Origin of the sequence: Rhizobium halophilum (genome assembly GCF_021648825.1) — a bacterium.
Classification (GTDB): Bacteria; Pseudomonadota; Alphaproteobacteria; order Rhizobiales; family Rhizobiaceae; genus Neorhizobium; species Neorhizobium halophilum.
Genome location: NZ_JAKJHS010000002.1, coordinates 226511 through 252156, shown reverse-complemented (window position 1 = coordinate 252156; position 25646 = coordinate 226511). Strand labels below are relative to the sequence as shown.

At 62.6% G+C, this 25646-nt stretch carries 22 protein-coding genes; 8 read left to right on the top strand and 14 right to left on the bottom strand.

The features are described from left to right. Positions 1-54: 54 nt before the first annotated feature. Positions 55-831, bottom strand: coding sequence for an alpha/beta fold hydrolase (locus tag LXM96_RS05755; protein WP_239997435.1), 777 nt, complete (start codon positions 829-831; stop codon positions 55-57). Positions 832-983: 152 nt separating this feature from the next. Between LXM96_RS05755 and LXM96_RS05750 the strand changes: the two genes are divergently transcribed. Beyond that, positions 984-1229, top strand: a complete 246-nt coding sequence (locus LXM96_RS05750; protein ID WP_239997434.1) for a zinc-finger domain-containing protein — start codon at positions 984-986, stop codon at positions 1227-1229. A 20-nt stretch (positions 1230-1249) separates the two neighbouring features. Beyond that, positions 1250-2407 (top strand): FAD-dependent monooxygenase, encoded by a 1158-nt coding sequence (locus LXM96_RS05745; protein WP_239997433.1) that lies wholly within the window; start codon positions 1250-1252, stop codon positions 2405-2407. On the opposite strand, the gene LXM96_RS05740 is transcribed toward LXM96_RS05745, so the two are convergent. Continuing rightward, positions 2408-3598 (bottom strand): cystathionine beta-lyase, encoded by a 1191-nt coding sequence (locus tag LXM96_RS05740; protein ID WP_239997432.1) that lies wholly within the window; start codon positions 3596-3598, stop codon positions 2408-2410. Positions 3599-3944: 346 nt separating this feature from the next. Between LXM96_RS05740 and LXM96_RS05735 the strand changes: the two genes are divergently transcribed. The 5 genes from LXM96_RS05735 to LXM96_RS05715 all read left to right on the top strand — a co-directional run bounded on the left by LXM96_RS05735 (position 3945) and on the right by LXM96_RS05715 (position 8857). Next, complete coding sequence (locus LXM96_RS05735) at positions 3945-4967, top strand: amino acid ABC transporter substrate-binding protein (protein WP_239997431.1); 1023 nt, start codon at positions 3945-3947, stop codon at positions 4965-4967. Positions 4968-5068: 101 nt separating this feature from the next. After that, the gene (locus LXM96_RS05730; protein WP_239997430.1) at positions 5069-6262 is read left to right on the top strand and encodes an amino acid ABC transporter permease; all 1194 of its coding nucleotides are present in this window, start codon (positions 5069-5071) and stop codon (positions 6260-6262) included. A 4-nt stretch (positions 6263-6266) separates the two neighbouring features. Then, entirely contained in the window at positions 6267-7421 is a 1155-nt protein-coding gene (locus LXM96_RS05725) for an amino acid ABC transporter permease (protein ID WP_239997429.1), read from the top strand. Between the two features lie 17 nt (positions 7422-7438). Next, a complete protein-coding gene (locus tag LXM96_RS05720; protein ID WP_239997428.1) occupies positions 7439-8212 on the top strand; it encodes an amino acid ABC transporter ATP-binding protein in 774 nt (257 codons plus the stop codon). A 438-nt stretch (positions 8213-8650) separates the two neighbouring features. Next, positions 8651-8857, top strand: a complete 207-nt coding sequence (locus LXM96_RS05715; RefSeq protein WP_239997427.1) for a hypothetical protein — start codon at positions 8651-8653, stop codon at positions 8855-8857. 203 nt (positions 8858-9060) lie between these two features. Here the strand turns inward: LXM96_RS05715 and LXM96_RS05710 are convergent, their stop codons facing one another. The 8 genes from LXM96_RS05710 to LXM96_RS05675 form a co-directional block, all read right to left on the bottom strand. After that, positions 9061-9480 carry a BA14K family protein gene (locus tag LXM96_RS05710; RefSeq protein WP_394801906.1) on the bottom strand — a complete coding sequence of 140 codons (420 nt, stop codon included), beginning with the start codon at positions 9478-9480 and terminating at the stop codon, positions 9061-9063. A 591-nt stretch (positions 9481-10071) separates the two neighbouring features. Further along, entirely contained in the window at positions 10072-10356 is a 285-nt protein-coding gene (locus LXM96_RS05705; protein ID WP_239997425.1) for a hypothetical protein, read from the bottom strand. A 31-nt stretch (positions 10357-10387) separates the two neighbouring features. Beyond that, complete coding sequence (locus LXM96_RS05700) at positions 10388-10756, bottom strand: hypothetical protein (RefSeq protein WP_239997424.1); 369 nt, start codon at positions 10754-10756, stop codon at positions 10388-10390. A gap of 202 nt (positions 10757-10958) precedes the next feature. After that, positions 10959-11219 carry a hypothetical protein gene (locus tag LXM96_RS05695; RefSeq protein WP_239997423.1) on the bottom strand — a complete coding sequence of 87 codons (261 nt, stop codon included), beginning with the start codon at positions 11217-11219 and terminating at the stop codon, positions 10959-10961. Then, a complete protein-coding gene (locus LXM96_RS05690; RefSeq protein ID WP_239997422.1) occupies positions 11209-11493 on the bottom strand; it encodes a hypothetical protein in 285 nt (94 codons plus the stop codon). Before LXM96_RS05690 ends, LXM96_RS05695 begins: the two co-directional genes overlap by 11 nt. 2 nt (positions 11494-11495) lie before the next feature. After that, positions 11496-12284, bottom strand: coding sequence for a hypothetical protein (locus tag LXM96_RS05685; RefSeq protein WP_239997421.1), 789 nt, complete (start codon positions 12282-12284; stop codon positions 11496-11498). Positions 12285-12428: 144 nt separating this feature from the next. Continuing rightward, on the bottom strand, positions 12429-15107 hold the full coding sequence (locus LXM96_RS05680) for a hypothetical protein (protein ID WP_239997420.1): 2679 nt from the start codon (positions 15105-15107) through the stop codon (positions 12429-12431). A gap of 23 nt (positions 15108-15130) precedes the next feature. After that, positions 15131-17683 (bottom strand): hypothetical protein, encoded by a 2553-nt coding sequence (locus tag LXM96_RS05675; protein WP_239997419.1) that lies wholly within the window; start codon positions 17681-17683, stop codon positions 15131-15133. Positions 17684-17745: 62 nt separating this feature from the next. Between LXM96_RS05675 and LXM96_RS05670 the strand changes: the two genes are divergently transcribed. Then, positions 17746-18165, top strand: coding sequence for a hypothetical protein (locus tag LXM96_RS05670; protein ID WP_239997418.1), 420 nt, complete (start codon positions 17746-17748; stop codon positions 18163-18165). Here LXM96_RS05670 and LXM96_RS05665 read toward each other — a convergent pair. The 4 genes from LXM96_RS05665 to LXM96_RS05650 are packed head-to-tail and all read right to left on the bottom strand — an operon-like array spanning position 18142 to position 25645. Next, positions 18142-20118, bottom strand: coding sequence for a hypothetical protein (locus LXM96_RS05665; protein ID WP_239997417.1), 1977 nt, complete (start codon positions 20116-20118; stop codon positions 18142-18144). The genes LXM96_RS05670 and LXM96_RS05665 overlap by 24 nt on opposite strands. Next, the gene (locus LXM96_RS05660) at positions 20115-22937 is read right to left on the bottom strand and encodes a transglycosylase SLT domain-containing protein (protein ID WP_239997416.1); all 2823 of its coding nucleotides are present in this window, start codon (positions 22935-22937) and stop codon (positions 20115-20117) included. Before LXM96_RS05660 ends, LXM96_RS05665 begins: the two co-directional genes overlap by 4 nt. Positions 22938-22940: 3 nt before the next feature. Next, on the bottom strand, positions 22941-23507 hold the full coding sequence (locus tag LXM96_RS05655) for a hypothetical protein (RefSeq protein WP_239997415.1): 567 nt from the start codon (positions 23505-23507) through the stop codon (positions 22941-22943). Continuing rightward, positions 23507-25645, bottom strand: coding sequence for a hypothetical protein (locus LXM96_RS05650; protein WP_239997414.1), 2139 nt, complete (start codon positions 25643-25645; stop codon positions 23507-23509). The genes LXM96_RS05655 and LXM96_RS05650 overlap by 1 nt, the downstream gene beginning before the upstream one ends. Between the last annotated feature and the right edge of the window lies 1 nt (position 25646).

Sequence of the window (25646 nt, the reverse complement as noted above, 5' to 3'; positions counted from 1 at the left end):
GCCGGCAACATCGCATTTCGTTGATGGTTAGCTTCACAGGCTGGACAACAACCCTCAAGCCCCTTCGAGAAACTCCAGAACCGCCTTCTTGAACACCCTGTCGCCAACCGCGAGCATATGGTCGCGACCTGGAATGTCGAGAGGCGTCGCATGCTGCATCACGGCTGCCAGTTCTTGCGGCGAACCGGCGATGTCGTCCTTGGTTCCAACGCCAATCAGCGCGGGTGCTTCGATGCGGCCCATGTCCTGCTTGGTGACGAGATCCCGCGATCCGCGAATGCAGGCGGCAAGCGCTTCCCGATCGCTCTTCGTCTGCTCCGCGAAGGCGCGGAACATCCGGCCCCTTTCATGCGAGACATCCTCAAGCGACGGAGCGACCAGCGCATCGGCGATCGGGTCCCACTCCCCAACCCCATCGGTCATACCGCTTCCAAGCCCGCCGAGTACCAGCGAGCGCACCCGGTCCGGATGCTTCAACGCGAGGAAGACGGAGATGCGCGCCCCCATGGAATACCCCATGACATGAGCCTCCGGGATCCGCAGATGATCGAGGAGCGCCGCAGCATCCTCCGCCATCACCCAGGGTCGATAGGCCTCGGGATCACGCGGCTTATCGCTACGGCCATGACCGCGGTTGTCGATGGCAATGACCCGATAGCCCGCGTCGCCAAGCGTCTTCAACCACCCGGGATGCACCCAATTGACCAGCGCGCTGGAAGCAAATCCGTGGATAAGGAGCACAGGCTCCCCGCTAGGATTTCCCTCGTCAAAGTAAAAGAGTTCAAGGTCATCATGGACGAACGAGGAGAATGCGGGAGCATTGAGGTTCATGAACTGGGGCTTTCTTCTGCGCCTTGGAGGGTCCTGCTGGATGTAAACGGGGGGCCGCTCGGTTTCCATCCCCGGTGCGGCGGTTTTTCCCACTACACATTCGCCCTGCGGGGCGATAATGTCCGGCGCGAAGAGAAACATTGGAGACAATCATGGCTGGGCACGGCATCCCGCACTTCCAGAACGACGGCGGCCATCGCATGATCCAGATCGGCGTGAGGGAATTCATGTGCACCGGCGCCTCCGTTCCTTACGACCACCCGCACATCTATATCGACATGGGCGATGACGTCGAAAAGGTCTGCTCCTACTGCTCCACCCTTTACCGCTACAATCCGGCGCTGAAGCCGGAGCAGACGGATCCTCCGGGCTGCGTCTTCCACGCCCAGGCAGCCTGACCCAGCGCCTCGAATCCCCGATGCAAGCGCGCCCCATCGCCATCGTCGGAGCGGGGATTGCCGGACTGACAGCTGCCCTCGCCTTCGCGCGCAAGGGGATTTGCACCGAGATCTTCGAACAGGCCCCTGCTCTCACCGAAGTGGGGGCGGGCTTGCAGGTATCCCCGAATGCTTCGCAGATCCTGGATGAATTCGGCATTCTGGCTGCGCTTGAACCGCATTGGTGCGAGCCTTCTCGCATCAACCTCGTTTCCGGGGCAAACCTGCGACCGATCAGCCATGTTCCGGCGGGACATGGTGCCCGTGAGCGTTGGGGCGCACCCTATGGGGTGCTACATCGCGCGACGCTTCAGGCAGCACTGCTGGAGGCTGTAAAGGCGCAACCGCTTTGCAGCTTGAAATTGGGCAGCCGCATGTCGGCAGGCGACTTCGAGGGCGGTACGGCTGGTCGCTTCCGGCTGATCGTGGGCGCTGACGGCGTTTGGTCAGAACTTCGTCACCGCGTCCCCAAAGGACCAGAGCCGCGCTTCTCAGGCAATATAGCATGGCGCTTCACCATCTCGCGAGCTCATGCGCCGCCGTTTCTCTCTCGCGATGCCGTTTCCGCCTTCCTCGGCCCTTCAGCCCACCTCGTCTGCTACCCCCTAAACGAGGTAAACGGCTTCAATCTTGTCGCCATCGCCTCCGGCGTGCCGTCCGGCCAGAGCTGGGAAACGAGTTCGACGGAGGTTCAGCGAGACATGCTGTTGAGCCAGTTCAGCGGCTGGCATGAGCGGATCGTGGATCTTTTGCAAAGCGCGCCGCCGCCCACGTTCTGGCCGCTCTATGAGATGCTGCCCGGGCGCTGGCACAACGGCAGCGACACGGTGCTGATCGGCGACGCCGCGCACGCGATGATGCCCTTCGCGGCGCAAGGTGCGGCCATGGCGATCGAGGATGCCTTCGTCTTGGCACATCACATGTCGTCCCAGGACGCAACGCCGCAAGCGCTTGAAGCGTTCGAAACCGAACGTGGTCCCCGCATCGCGCGGACACGTGCTCGCGGCACTTTCAACCGCTTCGCCTATCATGCCCGCGGCCCGATCCGCCTTGGACGGGATCTGGTGCTCTCGCTACGTCCGCCGCAATCGCTCGCGGCGGATCTCGACTGGCTCTACGGCTACCGCAAAATCGGCTGATCACATGGCCGCAGCGGAGGCGAAGCCCGCCTCAAGGTCCTTCCGCAGATCCGCCACGTCCTCCAGCCCGATCTGCAGCCGGATGACCGGTCCGTCGGGGGGTGCCTTGCGGATCGTACGGTCGGAGAGGCTAACCGGGACGGCGAGGCTCTCGTAGCCGCCCCAAGAGTAGCCGAGTCCGAACAGCGACAGCGTGTCGAGAAACGCATGCGCCTTTGCCTTGAACTGCCGTTCGTCCTCTACCTTCAGAATAAAGGAGAAGACGCCGCTCGCGCCCTTGAAGTCGCGCTTCCAGATTTCGTGCCCGGAAAACGACGGCAGCGCCGGATGGAGAACACGCGCGACATCATCCCGACTTTCGAGCCATCGGGCTATATCGAGGGCGCTCCTCTGGTGGTGCTCCAGGCGAACCCCCATGGACCGTAGCCCGCGCAGGATCTGGTAAGCATCGTCGGGTGCGCCACAGATACCCATGGTGATGGCAGCATCATGCAGTTGCGGCCAGTACTTTGCGTTGGCCGACACGGACCCCATGACGATATCCGAGTGCCCCGAAGGATATTTGGTGGTGGCATGGATCGAGACATCGACGCCGAAATCGAGCGGGCGAAAGTAGAGGGGCGTTGCCCAGGTATTGTCCATCGTCACCACGCAGCCATGCCGGTGCGCAGCGTCAGCAATGGCGCGAATATCCTGCATCTCCATGGTGTTGGAGCCTGGCGCTTCCGTATGAACGAGCTTTGTGTTCGACTTGATCAGGCCTTCTATACCGGCACCGATCTCAGGATCATAATATTCGATATCGACGCCGAGCCGCCTCAGCATCGTGTTACAGAACTGACGGCACGGCGCGTATACCGAATCGACGATCAACGCATGATCGCCCGCCGACAGAAAGGCGAGAAAGGGCACGGAAATCGCCGCAAGTCCAGACGGGACGAGTACGGTGCCGGCCGAACCTTCCAGCTCATCCAGCGCCTCGCACAGCGCGTCGGTAGTTGGCGTTCCGCGTGTTCCATAGGTGTACTTCTGGTCGCGCTTCTCCATTGTCCGGCAATCAGGAAAAAGCACAGTCGAGGCATGCACGACGGGCGGATTGACGAAACCGTGATAGGCGTGCGGATCGTGCCCGATGTGGGCGAGCCGCGTGTTTACGCCGGCGCCGGCGGAGGGGAATGCCTTGTTGTTCATCTGCGGGAGGGCTCTCATTGTCGGAAGGAAGGGATGTTGCTACCTCCCCTGGCCCCGGTCAACCCTTTGAACCGACAGATCATCTCGCTGACACGGATGCCCGAGCATCTGCATTGCCGACGAAACTCGCATTGCCTCGCCTAAAATATAGAACATTGCCGGACTGGCGCGCAAATTAATCATGCTGGACTCTTTTCGGACACATTCTGGCAGGCGCAGGCTTGACCATGGCGCCGTTTGCGACTGTGATAGCGCTTCCCGCGCCGGGAGGTCAGCGGGACGTTGCGCTGTTCGACCTGAACAGCAGGCGACGAAACGAAAAAACACAAAGATAAAGGTTGGGAAAATGAAAAAGACGCTTCTGTCAGCCACGATTGGCGCAGCAGTCCTCGGCTTGGGCTCCGCTGCCTCGGCTGCCACTCTCGATGACGTCAAGGCGAAAGGTTTCGTTCAATGCGTGGTCAACACCGGCCTTGCAGGCTTCTCTGCTCCGGACGCCTCCGGCAACTGGACCGGTTTCGACGTTGATTACTGCCGCGCTCTCGCCGCCGCCATCTTCAATGACCCGTCCAAGGTGAAGTTCACCCCCACCACGGCACAAACGCGCTTCACGGCTCTGCAGTCGGGTGAAGGCGACGTGATGTTCCGCAACACGACGTGGACCATCAACCGTGACACGGCGCTAGGGCTGAACTTCCGCACCGTCAACTACTACGACGGCCAGGGCTTCATGGTCCCGAAGTCGCTCGATGTAAGTTCTGCTCTGGAACTATCCGGTGCTGCCGTCTGCGTTCAGTCTGGCACGACGACCGAGCTCAATCTCGCAGACTACTTCAAGGCAAATAACCTCGAATACAATCCGGTCGTCTTCGAGAAGCTTCCGGAAGTGAATGCCGCCTACCAGGAAGGCCGCTGCGACGTCTATACGACGGACCAGTCCGGCCTCTACTCGATCCGCCTGTCGCTCTCCAATCCCGACGAGCATATCGTTCTCCCGGAGATCATCTCCAAGGAGCCGCTCGGCCCGGCCGTCCGCCAGGGTGACGATCAGTGGTTCGATATCGTCTCCTGGACGCACTTCGCGTTGGTGCAGGCCGAGGAATTCGGCATCACTCAGGCAAATGTCGATGAGATGAAGAACTCGGAAAATCCGGAAATCCGCCGCCTTCTCGGCGTTGAGGCTGACTCCAAGATCGGTACCGACCTCGGTCTGGACAACGATTGGGCGTACAACATCATCAAGCACGTCGGCAACTACGGTGAAGTTTTCGAGCGCAACATCGGCATGAGCACGCCGTTGAAGATCGAACGCGGCCTCAATGCACTGTGGACGAAAGGCGGCCTGCAGTACGCTATGCCGATCCGCTGATATAACTCGAACATGTTGAATCCGGATGAGGCGGCTCCGCCTCATCCTTTACTGCACAAAAGAAAAGAAGACCGAAAAGGTCACAAGGGGAAAAGGCCGGCATGACCGATCACGCTGAAGCCGCGCCGCCCGACGGGCGATCGCTGGCATCCTATATCTACAATCCGAAGTTTCGGGGCCTGTTCTTTCAGGTCCTCACTCTGGCCATCACGCTCTTCGTGGGATGGTGGATATTTGACAACACCACTGAAAACCTCGCACGCTCCAATACGGCCTCTGGCTACCAGTTCTTGAATGGGCGGGCCGGATTCGACATCGGTCAGTCCCTGATCCCCTATACGAGCGACTCTACCTACGGCCGGGCCATATTTGTCGGCTTTCTCAACACGCTGCTCGTCGCATCGGTCGGGATCGTTACCGCTACTGTCATCGGCTTCATCATCGGACTTGGTCGACTCTCACGAAATTGGCTGATTGCCAAGCTTTGCACCGTCTACGTGGAAGTGTTTCGCAACATCCCCGTCCTGCTGGTCATATTCTTCTTCTACAAAGGCGTGCTTGGAGCCTTGCCGCAGGTGCGTGACTCGCTGGAGCTTCCGTTCAGCATGTTCCTGAACAACCGCGGACTTGCGTTCCCGAAGCCGGTATGGGGTGACGGTGCGATCCTTGTCCCGATCGCGCTGCTGCTCGCTGTTATCGCCGCGCTTGCGGTAGCCCAATGGGCAAAAGCGCGACAAGCCGCAACAGGGCGGCAGTTCCGTACCGCCAGGACGGCTTTCGCCCTCCTCATCGGTCTTCCCATCCTCGGCTTTCTGATCGCAGGCATGCCGCTGACATTCGATTATCCCGTCGCAGGTCGTTTCAATCTGACCGGCGGATCGGTGGTAGCACCCGAGTTTGTCGCGCTATACCTCGCTCTCTCCTTCTACACGGCATCCTTCATCGCGGAAACGATCAGGGCCGGCATCAAGGGGGTGCCGAAAGGCCAAACCGAAGCTGCATCGGCACTCGGACTTCAGCCCTCCAACACGACGCGTCTTGTCGTGGTGCCGCAGGCGCTGCGCATCATCATCCCGCCCCTGACCAGTCAGTATCTCAACCTGACAAAAAACTCCTCCCTCGGCATCGCCATTGGCTTTCCAGAACTCGTAGCGACAGGCGGCACAACGATGAACCAGACCGGACAGGCAATTGAGGTCGTCTCTATCTGGCTGGCCGTGTACCTGAGCATAAGCATTGCCACGTCGCTGTTCATGAACTGGTTCAATGCCAAGATGGCCCTGGTAGAGAGATGAGCTCATGACTTCGATTACAACGGGCTTTGTGCGAACTGATCTCCTGCCGCCACAGCCGGCGCCGCGCGAGAATGCGAGCATCCTCGGCTGGGTCCGCGCCAACCTCCTCGCAACACCCAAAGATGCACTTTTGACGGTTCTGGCAGTTGCCCTACTGCTTTGGACCGTGCCGGGCATGTTGAACTGGCTGTTCTTTGATGCGGTTTGGACGGGAGCGGATCGTACCGCATGCCTTACCGGCGCTCAGGGAGGAGTTCAGCCCAATGGCTGGACCGGCGCCTGCTGGGCCTTTGTCGGAGAGCGCTTCGAGCAGTTCATGTTCGGGCGATACCCGATCGACGAGCGTTGGCGGCCAATGCTGGTCGCAGCCTTGTTCTCGCTTCTTCTGATCCCGATCCTCATCCCCAAGGTGCCCTACAAGGGATGGAACGCCTTGGCCCTGTTCGTGGTCTTCCCGATCCTAGCCTTCTTCATTTTGCACGGCGGCTTCTTTGTTTTTCAGGAGGTGGAGACTCCGCTGTGGGGCGGCCTGATGGTTACCCTCATCCTGTCCTTCGTCGGCATCGCAGTTTCTCTGCCCGTAGGAATCCTGCTGGCCTTGGGGCGACGCTCGCAGATGCCAGTGATACGGACCCTCTGCGTTGTCTTCATCGAGGTGATCCGCGGGGTACCCCTCATCACGGTTTTGTTCATGGCCAACGTGATGCTGCCACTCTTCCTCCCCACCGGCTGGACGATCGACAACTTCCTGCGGGCCTTGATTGGCGTGGCCCTGTTTGCCTCCGCCTACATGGCAGAAGTGGTGCGAGGTGGCTTACAGGCCATCCCGAAGGGACAGTATGAAGGCGCCGACTCGCTTGGCCTGAGCTATTGGCAAAAGACGCGGCTGATCATCATGCCGCAGGCGCTCAAACTCGTGATTCCCGGCATCGTGAATACTTTCATAGGTCTGTTTAAGGACACATCGCTTGTGTCGATCATCGGGATGTTCGACCTGCTGGGCATCGTCCAGTTGAACTTCACCGACATCAACTGGATCACTCCCGTCACTCCAAGTACCGGCCTGATCTTCGCAGGCTTCGTGTTCTGGCTGTTCTGCTTTGGGATGTCGCGCTATTCCGCCTTTATGGAACGCCATCTCGATACCGGCCACAAATAATAACCAAGGGGAAAACAATGGCTGACGCCCAACCCAAAACGCTGACAGTCTCCGCCACCGATGTCGCGATCGACATCGTCGCCATGAACAAGTGGTATGGCGACTTCCACGTCCTGCGCGACATCAACCTGCGCGTCATGGCGGGCGAACGTATCGTCGTCGCCGGACCGTCCGGTTCCGGCAAGTCGACGATGATCCGCTGCATCAATCGGCTGGAAGAGCACCAATCCGGCCGCATCGTCGTGGACGGCATCGAGCTCAGCAACGACATTAAGAAGATCGACGAAGTGCGCCGCGAGGTCGGCATGGTTTTCCAGCACTTCAACCTCTTCCCGCATCTGACGATCCTCGAAAACTGCACGCTGGCGCCGATCTGGGTGCGCAAGATGCCAAAGAAAAAGGCTGAGGAGATCGCCATGCACTACCTGGAACGGGTGAAAATTCCCGAACAGGCGCACAAATATCCGGGCCAGCTTTCGGGCGGTCAGCAGCAGCGCGTGGCCATCGCGCGTTCGCTATGCATGAGCCCGAAGATCATGCTCTTCGACGAGCCGACCTCTGCGCTCGATCCAGAGATGATCAAGGAAGTCTTGGACACGATGGTGAGCCTTGCCGAGGAAGGCATGACCATGATCTGCGTAACCCACGAGATGGGGTTTGCGCGCCAAGTCGCCAATCGTGTCATTTTCATGGACCAGGGACAGATCGTCGAGCAGAACGAGCCGGCGGAATTCTTCGACAACCCGCAGCACGAGCGTACCAAGCTCTTCCTCAGCCAGATCCTGCACTAGCGTCGAAAGAACAACCGAGATCAGGGGCCGTAGCGAGCGAAGCTGCGGCCCTTTCCGAATCGAAACGTTCGCGGCCTTTCATAGCGTTGGAAAGCCTTGTAGCGCAAAGGGATCGGGTGCGGATAACGCACGGCTGCGAACGGTGGTGAAACGAGGGAATCGCTGACTCTTAATCAGCGGGTCGTAGGTCGAACCCTGCATCACTCACCAACGTCTGAAAATTCAGCGCATGGTAGCTGTTTGCTGTACTCTTTGTTCAGGTGCCTGAGCTTAATCGCCAGCGCCCGCTGAAGAGGTCGCCGAGCACTCATGACGTCTTCGTTTCAGCAACCGGTAACATTCGGCCGACGGTCCTCTTTGTGGCGTGCGTCATCATTCCCGGGGCTTGTGCGGAGCCAAAAGCCCTTTTGCGCGTTGCCGGGTAAAGGGAGAAGCACGATGAATGACCCGAAAACGCCAGGCGCCGCCGACGGGCCGAAGGACGAAGCCATTGCTCCAGTAGGAGTGGCGCAACCCTCCAAAGTAGAACGGCCAGATTCGGAGGAGCAGAACAAAACCGAAGAGCATGCGGCAGAGATCGAGAAGGCGAAGCAGACTCCGGACCGGGAAGTGCCGCTTTCGACGATCCGCATGCCCCCGGACTGAACTCTGGAAAACACAGCCAACGCCACCGGGTCAGGATCTCTGAGAAAATCTTTCATTGAAGACAGCCAACTCGGGCGCGGCTGCATCTGCCTTACCTTCGATGTAAGAGCGAGATGCAGCTATCTTACGATAACGCCTCGCAAATGCTTAGCAACGACCCCGCCGCCATCGCTGGCGAGGTCCTGAAGCCGGAAGGCTCCGCCTCAGTAGTAGGGCGACGTGCACTCAGCCCGGATCCCTACCCGCGGCACATACGTGTTGTCCGAAGCGCGATATGTCCGATAGCGGTTAGCACACCATTCGTAGTGCTTCGGGTTGATGCCGGCAGCTCGCGGCTGGTTCGAACTTGCAGCACCACCGATCAGTGCACCGGCACCAAAGGCCGCAAGCGGGTACCACCAGCCATCATTGTGGCGACGGTAGCCGCGGCGGTGCTCACGGTAGCCGCGATGACCGCGATAATAGCCCCGCCGATGGTCACGATCACGGTCCCAGCGACGGTGGTCGCGATCGCGATGTCGGTATTGTACCTGCTCGACAGCAGATGCTTGCGACGCCTTCACGGAAGGCATCACGACAGCGCCAGCTGGCGCCATTGAGGTTGCAAAGATAAGGGCGCTCATTGCCCCAGCGGTCAAGGTCTTTCCTAAAGCGATCAAAGCAGGACTCCTTCGTTGAGTATGAACGAAACCTAATTCGACCGTATTCGGTTCCCGCCAGTGAACCCGGCGTCGATGGCACACCTGCCTATGCCGTCCGCCTCAGAACGGGATGTTCATCAAGTGCCGTCGGCGTCAACTTCCCATGCTTCTTTGGCCGACTGCTCGACACCGCAAACGACATAACAGGAGAAATGGCGTTCGGACCAATCGATGATCGGAGCATCCCTCTTGAGCGCGTTTATGCACTTTCGAAGAGCGCACACCGGATCTTGGAGGAGCTATCCGGGAGCTGGAAAAAATGCCGGGATGAACAGCAAGGAGTGATGAAGGAGAGCCCGCCCACCATGGCAGGTTTTCTGTCTTGGTCACCCCCAATGATACCCCTGAAGGGATTGCAAGGGCGGGCATACAAGCTAAGTTATCGATTTGATGGTGGGTGATGTAGGGCTCGAACCTACGACCCGCTGATTAAGAGTTTGCCGTGAATTGCGGTCTTTCAGATGGTTAACAAAACCCGTTCGAACCTGTTTTTCCGCTGATAGCACATCCTTGTCAGGCGAGGAAAGACCCCCTCGCCGCGATCGCGCCGGCGTTGCGTTTGTCTGGCGGGGTGAAGGCGAGCATGACGCGGCGGGATCCGCAGCGGGGACAGCGCAGCCTGGTCGAAAGCATCGCCAGGGGAAAATCGCGGCCGCGCGTGGCGACCAGCGTCATCATGTCCAGCTCGTATTTCCACAGGCATTCGCGCACGCTCTTCAGGCCGTCGCGCCGGCCCCAGCCGCAGCGGGCGGAGATCTTCCATCCATCGGTATAGGCTTCGCCCAGCGTCTCGACCATGCGCGAGACCTAGCGGAACAGAATGGGAACATCAAGGGCGCCGAGGTACAGGGCCGCGATCGCCCTCGATGCGCTGCAGGATCTCCCGCACGACTCGGATGTCGGATCCTAATGTGTTGAGCGTCGTCTCGAGCGAGCGCATGGAAACGGCCGCATCGCTCGCTTGCTTCTCGACGGCCGAAAGACGAAGTTCTTGGGTGTCAAGCGAGCGGATCCCAACCTCGACGGCAGTCAATCGCTTGTCGATGCGCTCGATGTCGGCCCGGTTGGACGAGGTCCCGCTGTTAATCCTCTCCCATAGCATGCCGCCGCCGACCAGGAGGCCGCAGAGCGTCACCATCTGCAGCACCGTGTTGAGGTTCCATTCCCATTTCCAGGCGGGCGCTGCGACGGTAACCATGTGTGGGTCCTTGTCGGTCAATAGTCCGGCCCTTCTAGAATGCGGCTGCGGTCGGATGGTTCATTTGCGGCACATAGGATCCTTGCTGCACTGTTCGTTGTGGCTGCCGACCTGCTTCGTGAAATCCGGATCGTTCCGGAAGATGTAGGAGCGCGTGCCGCTGCTTGGCGTCAGCCTGGCATAGCCGGCGCCATCGCCCTCGCTACTGGCAGTCACCGTTGACGAGCACCCCGCCAATAGCCCCGCAAAGCTCAGCAGGAGACATTTTCTCAACAGATGCATCGGTACCCCCTCGCTCTTTCAGTTGATCGAAGATCGCATCCTTGGCGTCCGCCTCCGCCAGCTTCCGTTCCTCCTCACGCGCCGCAGGAACGGCAACGAGGCTCATGAAAGCGAAGACGGCGAGCGCCGCCCCTATCGCGCCCAGCACCGCCGCTGCGGCCGCCTGTGCCTTAGCCAGCATGGCGAGCTTCCTTCTTCGCCTTGACCTCCGGATCGCCCGGCAGCACCGCCGGTCGTGGCCGCATCCAGATGTTAATGACGAAGCCCAATGCGACTACCCAACGCTGGTATTCCTCGGGGATGAGCGCCATTATCTCCGGCGAATGGATCAGCTCCGGCAAAACCACCAACAAGATCAGAATGCCGTTGACCACATAGGTGCGCCAGCGCGCCAGCATCTTGGTGAAGCGGTTCCAGAAAGTGGCCTTCAGCGTTGTCTTGAGGATCGCCGTCATCGTCAGCCCCCGCAGAAGAGGCCCAGCCACTGGCAGGGCAGGTTTTCGAGGAAGCCCCAGGCGGCCGCCGTCAGCGCCACCACGGCCGCGATCGCTGCCTTCAGGCCGGGACCACCCGGCGCGGCGATCGGAACCTGTGCCTGCGGGATCTGAACCGGCACGTCCTTCTCCGGCTTCGGTGCCGGCACCGGCCGCGGTGCGCCATAGCCGGCCGAACGCAAGGCATGCTCGAATTCGATCGCGTGGTGCGCGATCTTCGACGCCTTGTCGGTGCCGTTGACCACCCGGCGGGCATTGATGAATTCCCGCAGGTCCTCGGCATCGTCCTCGTCCTCGCCGTCCAGGTAGTCGAGCAGGTCCTTGCCGGTCCACCAGCCCTCCTTGTTGCCGAGAAACAGCGAATGTGCCGAGATGACGGGATCGCCGCGCTTGCTCGGATCCTTCACCAGGTCGACGCCGAGGCCAAAGACCTCGTTGAGCCGCTTGCTGGCAAAGGCGGCGTTGCGCCGGCCGGTGTTCTGGACATGGCCTTCGCCTCGGAAGCGGTAGCCGTCGCCCTTCATGGTGTTGCCGAGGACCTTGCCGATCTTCGTGCCGGGCTCGTACTTGTCGAAGTAGCGCACCGGCCCACGCTCCTTGATCGGCTGCATCGTGCCGGCGGTTTCGTGGAACGCCGTCGCGAGGTTGTAGGCCAGGAGGTCGACCGGATCTTGCGCGTAGCACTGGTCCCAGACGTTCAGCAGGTTCTCCAGGCCGTCGACCTGCTGCTGGGTGAAGCCATGCGCGAACATCGTTCCGCCCCGGAGGGAGGAATACAGCTTCGATCGGGAAACTTGCTTCTCTGACATGGCATCGGCCCCAGTGCTTCAAACTGGAGCTGAGTGTAAGGGCCTGCAGGTGCGGTCAATTGCGGCGCGTGGGCCAAGCACAGACGACTAAACGAAGCCGTAAGCCTTAGCTGCCAGCACGCACCGGACCTGCGCATCCTGAAAGTTGGCCCCGTCGCTGATGTAAATGTCGAAGGTCGTGTTGGTCTCGTTGTCCACATAGGCGAAGCGCGAAGCGTTGGCGTCCCTTTCGACAGTGACGCTCACGGCATAGTTCGCGTGGCCGAGATTATGCGTGACCCGGTACTGGCCGGCGGCGATCGCCGCCACGCTGAGGGCAACGGAGTTGCTGTAGCTGATGATGACCGTTCCGTTGGTGCGGACGGTGAAGGGTATGACCTGGGCGCCCGACCGACGGAACAACGGCTTGTGGTCGGCACCCCGCAGATCGAAAGTGGCGGCGGTGAGCTTGCCGTTGGTGATCGCATCGAGATCGAAGTCTGCTGTCACCCCCGAAGGATGCGTGACGCCGTTGTTCGATACGAAAGCCGCCAGTTTCAGGTCGATCGCGTTGGTGCAATGGATGTTCTTCACCTTGATGCCGCCGCGCCGGCTGAACAGTGCGGGCGACGAGATATCCTCCTCGCGGGCGCGATACAGATAGCCGCCCATCTGGTCGAGGATGTAAAGGTTTTCGATGATCACCCAGCAATCGACGCCGCCATGGTTGACGAACCAGTCGTTGGAGCGCACCGCGCTCGCGGTGATGTAGAGATCGCGGATGACGATCGTGCATTGCGAGCAGACGTTCTGCAGCCCCTTCCGGAAACGCGCCACGAAGGCGATATCGGAAGTGACGTACATGCGGTCGACATTGATGGTGACGCCGCTGCAGGCCCATAGGTTGAGAGCAGCTCGCTGGCCGTCGAGAGAGCCGTTGAAGGCTCCGGAGATCACCGGGAAATTGAACACCGTGTCCTGCACCTGCTCGATGTCCAGATGCCGGAAGAATTCGTAGGTGGCGCCCGCCTCCACGACGAGACCACGCACATTCCTGGCCTTGTAGTTTGAGGAATACTTGTTGTCGCCGGAAAGCACGCCCACCCGGCCTTTCTGGGTGACCGCCAGGGTCGACCGATCGGTCACGTAGAGGACGTGCGGATCCTTGTAGATCGGGGCCTGGCCCAGCACGAGACCTGTGTCGGTCTGCGTTTCGGAAACCTTCCCGCCGATGATCTGGTCGACTTCCCAGTTGAAGGCCTCGGAGAGCAGCACGAAATCGCAGTTGTCAAAGGTAATATCCCTGATCACGGGACTGTAGCTGTGCGCGTCCGCAAGCTGCGATGTCCAGTCCCCGAAATACGCGACCTGGGCGACAAAACCTTCAACGTGCAATCGCTCCGCCCGGAAGTCATCCCCACCGCCATGGAAGATGAGGGCGCTTTCCGCCGCCTTGCCTTGCCCCCAGATAGCCGGCTGTCCATGAAGGTCCCTCTTGTTGGTGACCTTGATGAGGATCATCTGCCCCGCGAGTTGCGGGCTCGAAAGCGTGATCGTGACTTCATCGGTACCAAGCCCGCTGATGGACGCCGGCTCTTCAAGTACGCCATTGCGCAGGAGAAAGATTTCTGCCGCCGTCGTTGTGGGATGCGCTTCGCAGCGGTAGACCCCCAGGTCGACGGGATAGAAGCTGTCGTAGAAATAGCATTTGACGCCATCGCACCACGCCTCCCCCCCAAGGTCATAGAACTTGACGCCGCGAGGCCTCACGGCGGGATTGTCAGGATCTGCCGTCGAAAATACCGGGAGCCCCCAGGTGAGCTGCCTGATCGTGATGGCGTGTCGGCCTGACGGGCAACGGCTGATCACGTTTTCGCCATACACGCCGATGTAGTCCGTCAGGCTATAGGACCCCGGAGACCAGTTCACTTCCGCGTGGGCGAGGCTGGCATAGAGGGCCTTTGCAGGTGCCGTGACGTCATGGCCGGGAACGATCCCGAACTGGGCGGCATAGATGATGCGCCGACCGCCGGCAGTGACACTTTCCACCTCCCACCAGGCGCCGTCCGCGCTCTGTTTGTGCCACGGCATGACAGGATCGGGTGCGGGGATCCGTCTCTTCTGGTGGCCTCCGCCATCGCCGGGAGCGTAATAGCCCGCGGTCTCGATGAAGGTGAGAACCAAGGGAATGTTCGCCGCTTCGAAGTCCGCCTCCGTACCGAACTTGAAGCCCGCATTGGCCGCGGCAAGAGCTGCGGCCGCAGCCGCCTGTGCTTCCAGCAGCGAGATCCCGTCAGTCTTGCGGTTGACGAGTTTCCCCCCGCTGTCCCAGCCAAGCACGCTTATCCCATCCGGTGAAGGCAGCGTCTGTTCCGCGTCTCCGAAATCGGTGGACACGATGCGGGTGCTCAGCTCCCGACGAATTTCCTGAAGCACGACCCCCTGCTTCGAAAGCTCTTTTTCGAGAGCGGTCAGATCGACCCGCGTACCGCTGGTGACGCCAGCCGTTCTTTCGTGCAATCGGGCCGACCGCACCACGTAGTGGGTGGTTGCGGGAAGCCCGCCAGGCACGTTGATCGTGAAGAAGTCGAACGGGAGATCCGAGACCTTAGCGACAATGGCCGCAACCAGGCTAAACCGATCTGCCCCCTGCGGCTTCGTCCAAACTTCCACATCCGCGACATCGAAGATCTGGAACCCGGCGAACGGCCCATAAGTGCTGCCGCCGTCGCCGACCAGGATCTCGGTTTGCCGGATGGAGCGCGGAAGCGGATAAGGGTTCGTCATCGTCGCCAGCCCTGATTGTCGGATCAGAGCAGGCTAGTCGCGCGCGAAAGCCGTTCAGTGCGTTGGGGCTCCGGCCCCAGCGCCGCCTCCGGCGCCGGCAGCCGGCGGAACGTCAGCTCGCCGGGCTCCCACCAGAAGCTCACCTTGCCTTTCTGCGCCCGAAAACTCTTGTCGGCGTCCGGATCCGTCAGCCACTGCAGCTGATCGACGAAGGCGCGGCGGTAGGCGGCCCGGGTTGCCGGGTGTGAGGAGAGGATCGGCGTATAACGGCCGACGTATTTGGAGACATTGCGGCCGAGCTTGATCTCTTCCCTGCCCTCCTCGTCGGCCACGATCGACTGGATTGAGCGCAGCGAGAGATCCAGCGTGTCGCCGATGAAAGCCGCACCTGGTCCCGGCAGCGTTTCGGCAAAACTCTGTCCGTAGCGGTTTTCCGCCCGGTTGACGAAGTCTGCGAACAACCCGCCGCCACCGCCCTTGACGAAGGCCTTGCCCCAGAAGCTGGCTTCCGTCATGTCCTCCGGATCCTTGCCGTTCAGCACGTTCAGCACCTGCGTATAGAAGGCCGCGCCGATCGTCAGCGGCACCGCCATCGAGGCGAAGAACCAGGCACCCCGAGTAATCCGCCCGCCGCGCGATTTCGACAGCATCGAATAGACATAGATCGCCTCGAGCTGGCGCGCCGTGAAGCTCATGCCGAAACTCAGGAACTGCGAACCGAACTCCGCCAGCTCGCCGAGAATGGTGCCGCGCGGTGTGCCACCGGTCAGCACGCTCTTGATGCGCGGATCTCCGGAGGGAACAGAGCGTTCCGACCACTGGTGGATCAGCTCGGCATATTTTTCCGCAAGCGCGCGATCGCCGGTCTTATCGAAGACGCCGCCCGGGTCGAGGAAGCCCATGTCGTCGATGCCGGCGCGCATCCTGTGCCAGTCGTCGGGCGTGAAGCCAAAACCCTCCAGCGTCTTCTGCAGGAGCGGCGGCAGATCCAGCCAGTCGGTACCCTTCTCGGCATAGCCGCCCAGCGTCTCGTGCCAGGCGGTAGCCTCGAGGCGACGGCGCGCGTCCGTCAGCGGGATCAGCGCGTTCCAGGTCAGCGCCCGGTCGGTCAGGTAGCGGCTCCAGTCGTGGCCGAACATCTGGTCGACGAACCGGGCCTGTTCGTTCATCGTGTGCAGGTAATCGTCCCACATGAAGGCGCGGCGGGCCATGGCCCGGCGATCGCCGTCGCTGGCAAACCGCTTGATGATGCCGCCGAGGCTGCGCGCCACCGGCAGCCCAGCAAGCCGCCTCGAGGCGGCCGCCACGAAGGGATCCGTCGAGGCCGCGAGGATCCCGGTGGATCCAAGCATGGCCGAGGTCGCCAGATTGCGAATGTCGCCGGAAATCTTCGCCGGCGCATCGAGCACCGTTTCCCGGCCGCGCAGAGCCCGCCAGAGGCCGTCCAGGCGATAGCCGGCCCATTTGGTCGCCGACATGCCCGGCGGCATCCCTGCGACGTCCAGGGCGCCCGCCTGCTGCCGACCGATGCTCACCTGCACGGCCTGCTTGATCCATTCGATCGAAGCATCCGGGTTCGGCCCGAACCGCTCCATCGCAGCGATGTCGCGAGCGACGCTGTTGATCTGGTTGAAGATCGCGCCGATCGGGTCCTGGTCGCCGAACTTCTCGTTATAGGCCAGCCAGCTTTCCGCATCCCGGAAGATCAGGAACCGGCCGTCCTGGTAGCGGCTCGCGACCTTGCCCTTGCCGAACCGGCGCGCTTCCGGCCGGCGATGCGCCCAGCCGTCCGACGTGATGGTTTCGAACACATAGTCGAGCGAGGCGTCGAGTCCGTCGGCGCCGACCGTTTCCCCCGTGTTCGGATTGGTCATCTGGTCGGGATCGAGCAGCGGCCGGATGAAGGCCTTCCATTTCTCGCGGGCTTCCGCCGGCGTCCGGCCAAGCTTGCGGATGGCGCGCCTGTTGTGGGTATGCGTGATGCCCCAGTCCTGGCGTTTCGGGATGTTGCCGCCAGCGGCATTGAAGCGCAGCCGCAGGTCCTCGAGCACACCAGACAAGGCGCCGGCTAGCGCCTTTGCCGTAGGGTTGCTCACCGCTTCGCCATGCAGAGCCCGGATGAGGTCCGGCAGGTCCGCCTTGTTGTGGCGCTTGCCGAGCCCCTTTGACCGGCGGAAATGGTACATGACCTCGGAAAGGTCGCGGTGCGCCATGGCGATGATCGCATTTGCCTTGCCGGCCATGGACTGAGTGCCCTTGAAGCCGTTGTGGATCATCAGCGACAGCGCTGCGTCCAGCTGGTCTGGGTCCCCTTTGCGGTTGCGGTAGCCCTCCAGGAAGGCCGCGATCTCCTTGCGGCGCGCTTCTGTCAGCAGCGTCTGCCGGCGCTGCTCCTTGGCCTCCGCACGCAGGGCCTGCGCCACCTCGTCGCGCGCGGCCGCCGCGGCCTCGCGTTCCGTCATGCCGGGGCGCTTGCGGCGGAACCGGGCTTCCCAATAGCGGTGCAATTCGTCGGCCTGGCGCGAATTGATCTCCCTTTGGGAGACGGCGGAATTCAGGCAGTCGCGAAGAGTCATCTTGTCATCTCCTTTGAAGGAGAGCTTATTATTCTCCAACAACTGTTGAATGAGGTCAGCGAATGAGGGATCTGCTACCTGTATTCCTACCGGTCATATGGTTGCTAGTCGCAACCATAGTGGCTCTAATCCTGTACCGAACCAGCGAGACCTTGTTCGAAGAGCGGGCTGCAAAGAGCACACAGGGAAGACGTGTCCGGCTGACAGGATCCGTCGTCATCGCGGCGCTAGCCTTCTATGGCCTCAAGACATCGACGTCGACTGCCGCTCTCGATGTCCGCACGGGTTATCTTCCGGTCAACGAGGTTAGAGCAAATCTACTTGCACAAAAGCTCGCTACGGCCGCGAGCCAGCTCCACATCGCTAATGAATGCGCTGGACATCCTGCGGTAGTGCGCGACTGTCGCAGGGAGATAGGCATAGCTCATATGGAACTGCTGCAGGTCCAGAAACAGTACCTAGAGCTTACAGGCCTCCAGTAGATCGGCGAGAAGTTCGCCCTCATCGGCTTCCTCGAGCGCTTCGCGCGTCGTCATCAGCCGAACGTTGCCGTCGCCGTCTTCAACGGGAATGAAGTCCAGCAGGCTTTCCGGATTGCCGTTGGCGTCGATGACGGGATCGACGATCTCGCCCGCCTGCTCCTCGGCCGCGCGCATGGCGGCATCGTCCAGCGGCTCCGCCGGACGCGCCGGCGCAATCGTCTGACCTTCGACGGGATCCGGAGCGCGTTCGGTGACGGACACGATCCGATTGCCAGCGTGCATGCGGGAGAACGCCTCAAATCCGGGAACGTCCGCCGCAGCATTCCAAAGCTCCAGCGGGTAGCGTCCGAACGCCGGCTCGAGGTGGTAAGGGATATCGCGGGATCCTTCCGAAGCACCCCAGCCACTCTGCTTTTTGTTCCAAGTGACGAGCGTCGCCCGCCCATCCCTCAATGCGACGCGCGCACCTTTTTCGCCGAGACCATTAAGTCCAGCCGCAGAAAGCGCTCCCGCGTTCTCGTCGACGTAGATGGTCAGCGCCGATGCCGGCTTGTCGCCGAAGTCGCCTTCGTGTCCAGGATCGTCGCGAGCCGCCTTGTTCCGCTTCGTCGATCGTCCGTCAACGGAATAGGTCGAGCCTTTCTCCGTCTGGAATGCCGAAATCCGCTGCTCGATCGCTTCAGAGACCGCGTCAAGCTGATCCGCCGCCCGCTCCACCCTGGCCGCCGCCGTCTGGATCCGCGCCGCCGCATCATCGATCGTCTCGGCAAAGAACGTATCAGCGATGTCGTCGATCGCGTTCGGATCGCCGGAGAACATCCGCTCGTATTGGTCGGCGGAGAACTGCGTCCGGCCGGCCTCCTCTTCCGCCAGCATCCGTTCCACCAGCTCCGGTGGCGGAAAATTGTCGGGATCCTCGGCATAGCGTTGCGCCGCCTCGAGCACGCGCAGCTGCGCCGGCGTCGCATCGGCCGGCACCGTCACCTCGTCGAGAACGCGCTCCTCGAAAGAACGGGCGATGAGATCGAGCTTTTCCGGCCCCAGCTCGACATTCATCGCCTTCGCCAGCGTCTCGACGTCGCCCGGCTCCGGCCGCCCCTCCAGCACGCGCGCTGCGCGTTCAGCACCGCCCTCTCCGAGCTTGAAGACGCGTGCCAGTTCCGCCCCGCCCTGCACCGTGCCGCCGAAGATCGCGCCGAAGGCCGCGGCAATGCCGGCATTGGCGAGCATGTCCTTCATGCCGTGCTCGAGGCCGGCCTCGCGCTTGCGCTCCTGGCTGATCCCCTGCAGCACCAGCTCGGAACCGCCATTGATCAGCGCTTCCGTCAGCATCGTCTGCCCGATGCGGCCGGCAACAGTCTTTGCGGCGGATCCCGTCGCGCCGAGAAAAGCCATGCCCCATTGCACCGGATCGCGTGCAGCGCCCGTCAGGCCGCCGACGAGCTGCGCCGAAAGCCGGCCGGCCATCCCCAGCTCCGGCGATTGAGCGGCGATCGCCGCCCCCCTCTCCGCTTCCTGCATCATCCGGTTGCGCGCCTTGACGATCGGCGTCGACAGGACCTGGTCGATGTCCTGCCGGTACCGGCCGGACAAAGCGCGTGCCCGGGTGTTGAAATCCTCCTCCTGGCGCCGGCGGAATTCCGGATCCATCTCGCCGATCGACGGCATGAAGCCGCCGCCGGCCGCCCCCGATGCCAGAACCTGCGCATAGTCGCGATCGACGCCGGAGCCGACGCGGATCGGGTTCGGCAGCTCCTGCCCCGTGATCTCGCGGATCGCCGCGATCCGGTCGTCATAGGCCTTTTCCATCGCGGCAATATCGGCCGTGGTGTTTTCCACCAGGCGCATCGTCTCGTCGGTGGTCTCGGCCGCCTTCGACCACGCCTCCGTCCAGCTTTCCGGCCCGTCCGAAACGCTGCCGCGCAGCGACGATGGATCCAGCAGGTTGATCATCGGTAAGCCCCCGGAACGCGCGGCTCGAGCGCCGGCCGCAGGGTCTCAAGATCGAGGACGATCGGATCGCCCTTTTCGTCGGCGATGAACATCGGCGAGGATCCGGAGACGTCGCCGAGCGCGAAGACGAAGCCGCCATTGACGGCCACTGGCATGGCGCGCTGGAAATCGCGCGCCGTCCAGGGCTTCCCGTTCTTCGCCGTGATGCCGCCGAGATCCGCGTCGGTCAGCGCCTCCATCAGGTCCGGAAACTTGTCGGCGCGAACCGTCGGCGGCAGAAGCACCTTCTGCGGACTGTAGCGCCAGCCGCGATCATAGTCGGCAAAACCGCCGTATTGCGCGCCGTTGGCGAACGTCGCGCCGGCGGCCTCCTGGTAGGCGCGCTCGTAGATCTCCGCCGCATCCTCTTTCTTCGGATCGATGCCGGTATCATGAAGCCGCTTGCGCGCGATCGAGGCCGCCGCCTGGTCGAGCCGGTTGATCTCGCCCGGCGTGTAGGCCAGCGCATCGCCGGAGATCTCGCGCGCCGCCGGCAGCCGCTTGGTGTTCGGGATATCGGCATAATCCTTGCCGTCCGGCGTCTTGCCGTAGCCGGAGATCAGGTCTGCCGCCGCCTGGCGGTTTCCGCCAGCAGCGATCAACGATCCGGAAAGCGAAACGGCCGGCGCCACGTCCCCCAGCTCGCGCAGCACGCGGTCGGCGTCGCGGCCGGCGGCGTCCACTAGGCCGGCGGCAATGTCGAGCCCGCGCTGCGGATCCGCTTTCACCGCAGCCTCGATCTGCTCGGCCTCGCCCGGCCGGAAGAATTTCGGCGCGGTGCCGAGATGTTCGGCCGCCACTTTCGCCGCGTTGATCCGTTCGGAGAAGGCGGCGGACGCGCTCGCGGGATCGATTTCGCCATCGAGCGGCAGGCCTTCCGAGACCGGCAGCACGCCGAAGCGCTCGGCAACGCCCAGCGGATCCGTCGCGATGTCCTTGCGGTGCTGCGCGATCGTCGTGCGGGCGAAGTCGATATCCTCCGCCGTGGCGTCCTCCCCGAGCAGCTGCTTGATGTTCTTTTCCACCTGCGCGATCGGCATGGTCCGGATCGCTTCGGAAACGCGCATGCGCGTCAGCGTCGAGGCGACGATCACCTTGCCTTTCGGCGCGGTCCCGGCGTCGAGCTGGAACCGCGCCAGTTCTTCCGGCGTCACCGGCAGGCCGCGCGCGATCCGCTTCGCCAGGTCCTCGCCGCGCTTGGTCAAGTCCGCATCGGCCTTGGCGTCCTGCGTCCGCCGCGCACTTTCGGCCGCCGACAGCCCCTGATCGATCTTCGCCCAGTCGTCGGCCGTCACGCCCTCGAGGCTGCCGGCGGCGTAATCCTTCGTCATCTGCGCCCGCATCGCCTTGATGTCGTCGGCGCCCATCTTCGACGCCTGGCGCACATAGAAGCCGACCGTCGTATCGGATCGGCTGGAGCGCTTGAACTTTTCTGCATCGTCGAGATCGACGATCCCGCGCGCTACCGCACTGTCCCAATGCGCTTCGATCGAGGCCTGCAGGTTCGCAAGATCGGAAGCCGCCGCCTCGTCGTTCGGGTCGAGGCCGGCGATCCGCTGGCTCTTGCTGTTTTCCAGCTCCTCGACGCGCCCGAGGAAGTCCACCCGGTTCTGCTGCTGCAGCCGTTCCTGATGCTCGGCGCGTGCCTTGGAAAGCAGGCTCGACGCGCGCTTCCTGTAGGCGACGGTAAATTCCGGCGCGATCTCGTCGAGCACATTGTCGCGCAGCTCCGCCTCGAGCCCTTCGCCGAGCGCCTGTTCGAGCTTGACCGGATCGTCTTTGTACTCCTCGTAGATCGCCTGTTGGTTTTCCACCATGGCGAGATCGGCCATCTCGAGATAGGTCCGCGTCCCGGCGACGTCATAGGCGCGGCCCCGGATGGTATTGCGGCCGCTCGGCCGCCAGGTGCCCGCCTGTCCCGGCGTCACCTCGACCGGTTCCTCGACCATCGTCACGCTGACTGGCCCGACCGAGGCCGGCGCCGGCAGCTTCGCATAGCCGCCGACCTTGGATGTCCACCGGGACGCAAACTGCGCCGCCGTCATGCTGGCATCGCCCGCGTTAAGGCGCACGGCATCCGCACCCACGACGTCAACGGCACGCGCATCAGGGTTTGAAAGCAGCTTCACCGCGCCGCCGGCGCCCTGCTGGTGCGCCAGGTAAAGCTCACCCGGCGTCGGCTCCCGACCAAGCTTGTTGCGCAGATAGTTTCGGTTGGTTTTCTGCAGCCGGGCGGCAGCATCCGAGGAGGCAGCAGCGTCGAACTTGTCGCGCAGCCCGAACTGGGCCGCCGTGCTGTCAATGAACTGGAACAGCCCGCCGGCCGAGGAATTCGGGTTCTTCGCGAAAGGGTTGAACGAGCTTTCGATGCCTGCGATTTCGACCAGAGTGTCGGGATCCTCGCCGTTGCGGATTGCAGCATCGACGATGATCTTACGGATCTCCGCCGGCGGCACGCGCACCCGCACGCCCCCACCTTGGGCCGGTCTAACAGGGCCGGATTGTCCGCCGCCGCTCGTGGTGGTGACCGCACCGCCGCCCGTCACGCGCGCGCCGGTTGGCGCTCCGGCCAGGGCGTCACGAGCGCCGGCGAGCTTGCCGGCGCGTTCGGCCTCCGCATCGGCGCGGCGCCCCATCTCGTCGGCAAGACGGGCAAGACCCATGGCGACTTTCCGCTCCAGGTCGCCGCCCTGGCGCTCGACGGCAAGAAGCCCTTCGGAAAGCAGCGGCTGCGGCTGGAACCGGCGATAGGAGACGGGCGAAAGCTGACGGTTCGACATGGCTCACCCCCTGTCCGCGAAGGAGGCCGCGCCCTTGAGGCCGATGCCGATCGCATCGAGCCTGCCGGCGGCGCGCGCCCGCTTCGCCCGCTTGCGATAGTTCGCCGCCCGTTCGTCCAGCCGCGCCACCCGCGTCTGCTCTGTCCCGACATCCGACGCCAGCTCCAGATCCGCATTCCGGAACGCATCCTGCCGCGCCGCGGTGGGCGTGCCGAACGAAAGGTCGACACCCGATGCCGCATAGGCGACGTCCTGCTCGCCGATCTGCTCCATCATCTTCTGCTTGATGCCGGCGCGCCGGTTGATCCCCTGCAGCGTCTCGAGCGGCTTTTCCCGCTCCGCATCCTGCGCCGCCAGCTCCGCAGCCTCTGCATCGGCCTCGCCGGCGCCGAGCGCGGAAAACATGCTGAAGACGGTGGCGGTCCCTTGCAGGAGGGAGGCCAGCGAAAGCCCGCCGCCGGCAGCTGCCGCACCGCCTGCAGCGGCAGCACCCGAGGCCGCCGCGCCCGCCCCTGCGGCCGCGCCACCGCCCCCGAACAACGCGCCTAGTGCTGCTGCTGCCGCTTCCATTACAGTTTCACCCCCGGAATATAATCGCGCACATTGAGACGGCCCGGCCGCACCTGGCTGATGACCAGCGTTGGATCCATGCAGGCGCCGATCAGCCCCGCGATGTTGACGTGCCCCGTGAAATTCAGCTTCGGCTGCGAGAGATCGTCGCTCGAGCGATTGAGCGGCAGGTCGCGCGGCGGTCGTCCGTTGGCGCCGATCGCAATGCTCGCCGTGTCGCGGAGATACAGCCTGGCGGATCCAACCTTGCCCGGGCGGCGCACGATGTCGTCGTTCGGCAGCACGCGCACATAGGGCATGCTCTCGTACCAGGGCGGCGACCAGAGGCCGATCTTTGCGGACTTGGAGGCAACGCCGGTCTCGATGGTGCCGCCGGCGACGGTAAACGGGCCATAAACGTCGTTCTCGATCAGCGCCCAGACCGTCTTTCCGTCCAGCATCGCAAGCCCGGAGGCCTGTCCTGCCAGATCCGTCGTGACGGTCATGGCCTGCTGGAACAGATTGTCGCTTTCCTCCTCGAGGATCTCTTCGGAGACGACGCCGCCCCGCTCGACCGTCAGCCAGACCTGACCCTGCCCGTCGATCGCCATCGCATGCACGAACCCGCCGCCATGGACCGGCCATTCCACCGCAGCCATGATTTCCTGCGTCCGGTTGATGACGCAGCACACCAGCCGCCCGTCCTCACGCAACAGCCAGAGGCGGTCGGAGATCATACCCGCCGTCTTCTGCTGTACGGACATCGATCGGATGTTCGTCACCAGATCTTCAGGCCCGCCGTTGAGGTCGTTTTCCGGCGTCGGCTGGAACATCTCAGAGACGGCATCATAGGCGGCAGAGTAAAGGCGGCCGCCATCGGCCGAGACGAAATAGACGCGAGCTTCCAGTGTGACCGGCTTGCAACTCGCCTTGGATCCGATCTCGATCGCGCGAACCCAGTTCATCGGCTCGTTGCGCTTCACCGTCCGGTTGCTGGCGAAGTACATCGCCCGGTCGGTGAAGGCGATCAGATAGGTCGCATCGAGCACGTGAAGGATGGTTTCAGAAGTCTCTGTGCGAAGTGCCTCCAGTCTGGCGGCCGCGTCGTCGGTCGCATCGATGTTCAGGTCAAAGTATTCGCCGGTGCGCGACATTGCCAGCGCGGTCGCCCGGGCCGAGGGTGCAAAATAGACCTGCCGATCCTGATAGTTTGCCGCGCCCCTGAAACCTCCCTGATCAGCAGAGACGAGCGGTTCGCCGTCGGTCTTTCCAATGGTGGTATGCGAGGCGAGTGAAGAGGCCTCGGACGTGTTCAGCACCTGGGCATCCAGCTGATATTCCTTCCCGGACAGATCACCCCCAAAGGTCACCTGCAGCGTGCGATAATGCTGCGTCGTACCGGCCGTGATATTGGTAATGGTCAATCCGGACGACATGCCGGGCAGTTCACGGGCGTGCCCCTGCAGGGTCGCTGCAAACTCTTCCCATGCCGCGACCCCCGCCAGGCCGATAAGGTCATCGGGTTTGGCGGGATTGCCACCACTGTCGAGAAGGGTTGCACTGGCGCTGACGTTACCGTCGATCGTCACATTCATCACGAACGAGGGCGTATTTGCGCTGGTTCTGATGTAGATGTGCCAGCGGTCGTTGGTTTTCGGGTAGACCCCGCCGAGGTCCAGCTTCGGCAGGTCCCCGTAGGGCCATGCGGAAATGGTCCAGATCGTGTCATCGCTGCCGTCCCGGAGCAGGCGTATGCCTCCCCAGATGTCGGGGTGGAAAATGCCGAACGTGTTGGCCTCGCCGTAAAACTCGAGTTCCGGCACCCTCGCCGCGCTGATCTGCGCAAGCAGGCCGCCGGTCAAGGTGGCGACCTTTACACGATCGTTTCGCCAGATCTCGGCACGCCCTTCCGTGAGGATGACAGTGTAGGATCTGGCCTTGCTGACCTGGAGCACCCCCTTCTTGCAAGCACCCGCCACGCCCGGCGCGACATAGGCGGATCCCGGCAACAGCTGGAAACCGGACTGCGGGATCGGCTCGACGCCGCGCATGACCAGCGCACCGGAATAATACTGCTTCAGGTTCACCTTGCCGGCGAGGCTGCGGGCGAGCTGCCCCGCATTCACGCTGCTCTTGAGCTGTCCGGAAACCCGCGTCATC

Excerpts from the sequence above, each read along its gene's own strand:
- LXM96_RS05755 (WP_239997435.1), bottom strand. The coding sequence starts at position 831 with ATGAACCTCAATGCTCCCGCATTCTCCTCGTTCGTCCATGATGACCTT.
- LXM96_RS05750 (WP_239997434.1), top strand. The coding sequence starts at position 984 with ATGGCTGGGCACGGCATCCCGCACTTCCAGAACGACGGCGGCCATCGC.
- LXM96_RS05745 (WP_239997433.1), top strand. The coding sequence starts at position 1,250 with ATGCAAGCGCGCCCCATCGCCATCGTCGGAGCGGGGATTGCCGGACTG.
- LXM96_RS05740 (WP_239997432.1), bottom strand. The coding sequence starts at position 3,598 with ATGAACAACAAGGCATTCCCCTCCGCCGGCGCCGGCGTAAACACGCGG.
- LXM96_RS05735 (WP_239997431.1), top strand. The coding sequence starts at position 3,945 with ATGAAAAAGACGCTTCTGTCAGCCACGATTGGCGCAGCAGTCCTCGGC.
- LXM96_RS05730 (WP_239997430.1), top strand. The coding sequence starts at position 5,069 with ATGACCGATCACGCTGAAGCCGCGCCGCCCGACGGGCGATCGCTGGCA.
- LXM96_RS05725 (WP_239997429.1), top strand. The coding sequence starts at position 6,267 with ATGACTTCGATTACAACGGGCTTTGTGCGAACTGATCTCCTGCCGCCA.
- LXM96_RS05720 (WP_239997428.1), top strand. The coding sequence starts at position 7,439 with ATGGCTGACGCCCAACCCAAAACGCTGACAGTCTCCGCCACCGATGTC.
- LXM96_RS05715 (WP_239997427.1), top strand. The coding sequence starts at position 8,651 with ATGAATGACCCGAAAACGCCAGGCGCCGCCGACGGGCCGAAGGACGAA.
- LXM96_RS05710 (WP_394801906.1), bottom strand. The coding sequence starts at position 9,480 with ATGAGCGCCCTTATCTTTGCAACCTCAATGGCGCCAGCTGGCGCTGTC.
- LXM96_RS05705 (WP_239997425.1), bottom strand. The coding sequence starts at position 10,356 with ATGGTCGAGACGCTGGGCGAAGCCTATACCGATGGATGGAAGATCTCC.
- LXM96_RS05700 (WP_239997424.1), bottom strand. The coding sequence starts at position 10,756 with ATGGTTACCGTCGCAGCGCCCGCCTGGAAATGGGAATGGAACCTCAAC.
- LXM96_RS05695 (WP_239997423.1), bottom strand. The coding sequence starts at position 11,219 with ATGCTGGCTAAGGCACAGGCGGCCGCAGCGGCGGTGCTGGGCGCGATA.
- LXM96_RS05690 (WP_239997422.1), bottom strand. The coding sequence starts at position 11,493 with ATGACGGCGATCCTCAAGACAACGCTGAAGGCCACTTTCTGGAACCGC.
- LXM96_RS05685 (WP_239997421.1), bottom strand. The coding sequence starts at position 12,284 with ATGTTCGCGCATGGCTTCACCCAGCAGCAGGTCGACGGCCTGGAGAAC.
- LXM96_RS05680 (WP_239997420.1), bottom strand. The coding sequence starts at position 15,107 with ATGACGAACCCTTATCCGCTTCCGCGCTCCATCCGGCAAACCGAGATC.
- LXM96_RS05675 (WP_239997419.1), bottom strand. The coding sequence starts at position 17,683 with ATGACTCTTCGCGACTGCCTGAATTCCGCCGTCTCCCAAAGGGAGATC.
- LXM96_RS05670 (WP_239997418.1), top strand. The coding sequence starts at position 17,746 with ATGAGGGATCTGCTACCTGTATTCCTACCGGTCATATGGTTGCTAGTC.
- LXM96_RS05665 (WP_239997417.1), bottom strand. The coding sequence starts at position 20,118 with ATGATCAACCTGCTGGATCCATCGTCGCTGCGCGGCAGCGTTTCGGAC.
- LXM96_RS05660 (WP_239997416.1), bottom strand. The coding sequence starts at position 22,937 with ATGTCGAACCGTCAGCTTTCGCCCGTCTCCTATCGCCGGTTCCAGCCG.
- LXM96_RS05655 (WP_239997415.1), bottom strand. The coding sequence starts at position 23,507 with ATGGAAGCGGCAGCAGCAGCACTAGGCGCGTTGTTCGGGGGCGGTGGC.
- LXM96_RS05650 (WP_239997414.1), bottom strand. The coding sequence starts at position 25,645 with ATGACGCGGGTTTCCGGACAGCTCAAGAGCAGCGTGAATGCGGGGCAG.